Genomic DNA, 4590 nt, shown 5'->3' with positions numbered 1-4590 from the left:
GTCCAGCACGAAGGTCGACGCGATCGGGCGGCGGAACTCGTTCAGGTAGGCGTCGATCAGGCCGTCGGCCAGCGCGCGGTCGGGCGAGAACGGCAGCTCGATGCGCATCGCGTCGCGCGGCAGGATGTCGGCGACCTGCGCGGCCACCTCCGGCAGCACCGGCCTGCGCAGCGTCTGGCGGGCCAGCCAGGTCTGCGCCGCTTCGCCCTTCAGGTAGGCGACCACCTTCAGGTAGTCGTCGCGCCGGGCGTCGTTCAGCAGCAGCAGCGGGTAGTCGGCCGTGCTCACGCCTTCGTGCGGGTAGACGAGCAACAGTTTCTCGCGCAGCTTGCCCGACTGGTTCAGGCCCAGCAGCCAGCTCTCGTAGTTGATGAAGGCGTTGACGTCGATGCCCTGGCGCTCGATGAATTTCTCGGAAAGGTAGGTGGAGTTGTCGCCCGGCAGCCGGTAGCCCTTCAGGAACGCCGCGATGGCGCCGCGGTCGACGTCGGCCGCGCCGAGCCCGTCGGTCTTCTGGGCGGCACTCGCGACCACGCCCAGCAAGGCCATGAAGCCCTGGTTCGAGGTGGCGGGGTTGGACAGCGCGTAGCTCAGCTTGCCGGCCTTCGCCGCGGCGGCGATGTCCTTCCAGGTGACCTTGGCGGCGCGCTCCGGCCGGTCCCAGCCGAGCTGGCGGGCTGCCGATTCGCTGAGGCCGAGGGCGATCGGCGACAGCATGATCTTCTCCTGCAGCTTCACGCGCGACTGGCCCTGCGCGTCGGACAGCAGGTACTTGGCGTTGGCGAACCAGGCGAGGTCGGCGCCGGACTGGCCGTTCAGCACCGCCTCGGTGCTCTCCATCGTGCCGCCGAAGCGGAACTGCAGGTTCACGCCGGTGGCCTTCAGCACCATCTGCTGCAGCGGCTCGATGTCGCGCAGGTCGGTGGTGGCCAGCACCTGCAGCGCCGGTGCTGCGGGCGGCGGTGGCGGTGTTGGCGTGGCGGCGGTGTCGGCCGCCGGCCGGTCGCAGCCGGCGAGGGCCATGCACAACAGCGCCACGAGCGAGACACGCAGGGCAAGCCTCATTGACCCATCTCCTTCGTCACCACGTCGATCATTTCCGCCATCAGTTCGAACGACGGCGGGTCCACCACCTGCGTCAGCCGGGTCTCCACCGCGAGGCCGGTCGGCTGCACGGCCTTCGCGAAGCGGTCGGCATCGGCGATGCGAAAGCCGTGCTGCAGCGCGATGCCCTGCAGCTCGGCGTCGTTCGACAGCAGCGCACCGAGCGCCTTCGCGCGCTCGCTGGTGGCGACGAACACCAGCTTGTTGGTGATGGTGGGTTGCGGGTACAGCAGCACCATGCCGCCGCCGATGCCGCCCTTGGCGAGCGCATGGCCGACGATCTGGTTCTCGTAGATCCATGCGAGCGGCGTCTTGCCGATGCCCTGCGACACGTAGTCCTCGAAATTGCCGTTGACGTAGTTCTCCTGGTAGCCCTGGCGCTTGAAGAGCTCGGCCAGCCGCAGCGCGGTGCGGCGCGCGGTGTCGCGGTCGCTGACGGTCTCGCCGTTCAGCGCGCTGCTGGCCAGCGCCAGGAACATCGCGGCCGAGTTGCTGCGCCGCACGTCGGTGGTCGACACCAGCACGCTGCGGCTCACGTCGTAGGCTGCCGCGTGCTTCAGGTCCTTCCAGCGCTTGCGCGCCAGCATCAGCTGCGTCAGCTTGTCCATGTCGACGCCGTACACCTGCGGCTGCAGCGGGCGGGCGATGCCGTTGTCGACCAGGATCCTCGCGATCGGCTCCCAGGAGGCGATCACCAGCGGCGTGTGGAACGGCGAGTACGAGGCGGTCGCGATGCCGGCCTTGCGGCCAGCTTCGGTGACCTGGGTCGCGGCGACCACGCCCGACGGGAAGAAGAAGTCGGGGCTGGCGCCGGGCGCCACGCGCGCCGCCATGTCGCGGCTGCCGATGCGGGTGACCTGCACCGGCAGGCGGTGGTCGGCCAGCACCTGCACCACGCGCGGGTTCCTGAAGAAATCCTCGACGTCGACCGCGATCAGGCCGGTCAGTGCAGTCGCCGCGGCCGGCTCGGTGGCGGCCAGCTGCGCCGGAGCGCCTCGCAGCGAGAACCAGAGTGCCCCGCCGAAACCTCCCAGCAGGGCGAGCGTGACCAAGAGCCTGGCCGTTTTGTTCATGAAGACGCGACCGTCAATGCAGACGGCGCGAGTCTAGGGCCTCTCGGGGTGGATCAGACGGCGCTGCGGTGCCGCGCGATGCAGGTGTCCAGCACCTCGCCGCCCGGCCGCTTCCACCAGTCCTCGCTGGAGAAGATCTCCACCTCGCTGTAGCCCGCGTAGCCGGCGTCCTCGACCCAGCCGCGGATGCGCGGGATGTCGATCACGCCGTCGCCCATCATCGCGCGGTCGTTCAGCAGGTCGCGCGTGGGCACGCGCCAGTCGCAGACGTGGAAGGCCAGCAGCCGCTCGCGGCCGGCGCGTTCGATCTGCGCCTGCAGCTTCGGATCCCACCACACGTGGTACACGTCCAGCGCCACGCCCAGCGCGCCGCTGCGGCCGGGGTCCAGCGCATCGCACAGGTCCAGCGCCTGCTCGATCGTGTTGACGCAGGCGCGGTCGGCCGCATACATCGGGTGCAGCGGCTCGATCGCGAGCGGCATGCYGGCGCGGCGCGAATGCTCCAGCGTGGCGGCGATGCCGTCGTGCACCTCGGCACGCGCCGCGCCGATGTCCTTGTGCGCGGCCCGGCCCGACAGCGCGCCCGGCAGCCCGCCCACCACCAGCACCAGGCAGCGGGCGTGCAGCGCCACCGCCTCGTCGACCGCACGCCGGTTGTCGTCCAGCGCGCGCTGCCGCCCCTCGGCATCGGCCGCCGGGAACATGCCGCCGCGGCAGTAGCCCGACAGCTCGATGCCGGTGTCGCGCACCAGCCCTGCGATCTTGTCGAGACCGGCCGCGGCCACCTGGTCGCGCCACGGCGAGATCGCGCGGATGCCCCGCGTCGCGCACTCCAGCACGATGCGGTCGAGCGGCCATTGCGCCCGCACGGTGGCGGTGTTGATCGAGAGCCAGCGGTGGTCGGCGCTGAAGTCCCTCATGTCAGGCGTCCACGCCGTGCAGGCCCAGCAGATGCCGCATGCGCCGCGCCGCCAGCTCCGGCTGCTCGATCAGCCCCGCCTCATCGGCCAGCCGCAGCAGTTCCGCGAGGTGCGGCAGCGAGCGGGTGCTCTGCTGCCCGCCGACCATCACGAAGTGATCCTGGTGGCCGTTGATCCAGGCCATGAAGACGACCCCGGTCTTGTAGAAGCGCGTCGGCGCCTTGAAGATGTGGCGCGACAGCGGCACCGTCGGCGCGAGGATCGCGTGGAAGCGGCTGCGGTCGTGCGCCGCCAGCGCCGCCAGCGCCGCGCTCGCGGCCGGCGCGATCGCGTCGAAGATGCCCAGCAGTGCATCGCTGTGCCGCTGCGACGGCGCGTCATCGACGCCGTCGCCGGCGATCAGCTCCGCATAGTTGAAGTCGTCGCCGGTGTACATGCGCACGCCGGGCGGCAGGCGGCGGCGCATCGCGATCTCGCGGTCCTTGTCGAGCAGCGAGATCTTGATGCCGTCGACCTTCGCCGGGTTCGCCTCGATCACCGCCAGCGCGGTGTCCATCGCGCGGTCGACGTCGGCGCTGCCCCAGTAGCCGGCCAGCGCCGGGTCGAACATGTCGCCCAGCCAGTGCAGGATCACCGGCTCGCGGGCCTGGCGCAGCAGGCGGCCGTAGACCTGCACGTAGTCGTCCGGGCCGCGCGCCACGCGGGCCAGCGCGCGGCTGGCCATCAGGATCAGGCGGCCGCCGAGCTTCTCGATCGCGGCCATCTGTTCCTCGTAGGCGCGCAGCACGTCGTCGATGCCGCGGGCCGCGTCGGGCGCCAGTTGATCGGTGCCGCAACCGCTCGCGATGCGCGCGCCCGGCAGGTCGCGCGCCGCGTCGAGCGAGCGCGCGATCAGTTCGAGCGAGGTCGGCCAGTCCAGCCCCATGCCGCGCTGTGCGGTGTCCATCGCCTCGGCCACGCCCAGGCCCATGCGCCACAGGCGCTGGCGGTACGCAAGGGTCGCGTCCCAGTCGATCGCGCAGCCCAGCCACGGGTCGATCGCCGCGCGGGCATCCGCCACCACGTGCGCGGCCGAGAAGGCGATGCGGTTGAAGACCGGCGCGGCCGGCGCGCGCCAGGCCTCGCGGCCGCTCAGCGTGTAGCGCGCGAGGCCGCCATCGGCAGCGGGGAGGTTCAGCGACAGGTCCATCGCGTCACACCCCCAGCGCCGGCACGTCGACCCAGCGCCGCTCCTTCCAGCTTTTCAGCGCCGCCTCCACCAGCTGCACGCCCTTGGCCCCTTCGGGCAGCGTGAAGCGGTACGGCGCGTCCTCGGCCACGTGGCGCAGGAACTGCTCCCACTGCAGCTTGAAGCCGTTGTCGTACGGCTGCGTATCGGGCACCTCCTGCCACTGCTCGAAGAACGGCATGGTCTGGCGCGTGTCGGGGTTCCACACCGGGCGCGGCGTGTTCACGCGCGCCTGGCTGCGGCAGTCGGTCAGCCCGGCCACCGC

General features: G+C 71.3%; 3 protein-coding genes and 2 pseudogenes. All 5 read right to left on the bottom strand.

Features of this window, described 5'->3' with window-relative positions; translation table 11 throughout:
- Positions 1–1065 (bottom strand): annotated as a pseudogene (locus AC1D1T_RS30130) (hypothetical protein); the annotation flags it as partial.
- Complete coding sequence (locus AC1D1T_RS30125) at positions 1062–2177, bottom strand: hypothetical protein (protein ID WP_465112559.1); 1116 nt, start codon at positions 2175–2177, stop codon at positions 1062–1064. The gene AC1D1T_RS30125 and the pseudogene AC1D1T_RS30130, both read right to left, overlap by 4 nt.
- A 53-nt stretch (positions 2178–2230) precedes the next feature.
- The gene (locus AC1D1T_RS30120) at positions 2231–3097 is read right to left on the bottom strand and encodes a sugar phosphate isomerase/epimerase family protein (RefSeq protein ID WP_477993114.1); all 867 of its coding nucleotides are present in this window, start codon (positions 3095–3097) and stop codon (positions 2231–2233) included.
- Position 3098: 1 nt separating this feature from the next.
- Positions 3099–4286, bottom strand: coding sequence for a dihydrodipicolinate synthase family protein (locus AC1D1T_RS30115; protein WP_477993113.1), 1188 nt, complete (start codon positions 4284–4286; stop codon positions 3099–3101).
- A 4-nt stretch (positions 4287–4290) separates the two neighbouring features.
- A pseudogene (locus tag AC1D1T_RS30110) lies at positions 4291–4590 on the bottom strand (Gfo/Idh/MocA family protein); the annotation flags it as partial.

Source organism: Rhizobacter sp. P2_H3 (assembly GCF_056403355.1).
This window is presented reverse-complemented; position numbering and strand designations above follow the sequence as displayed.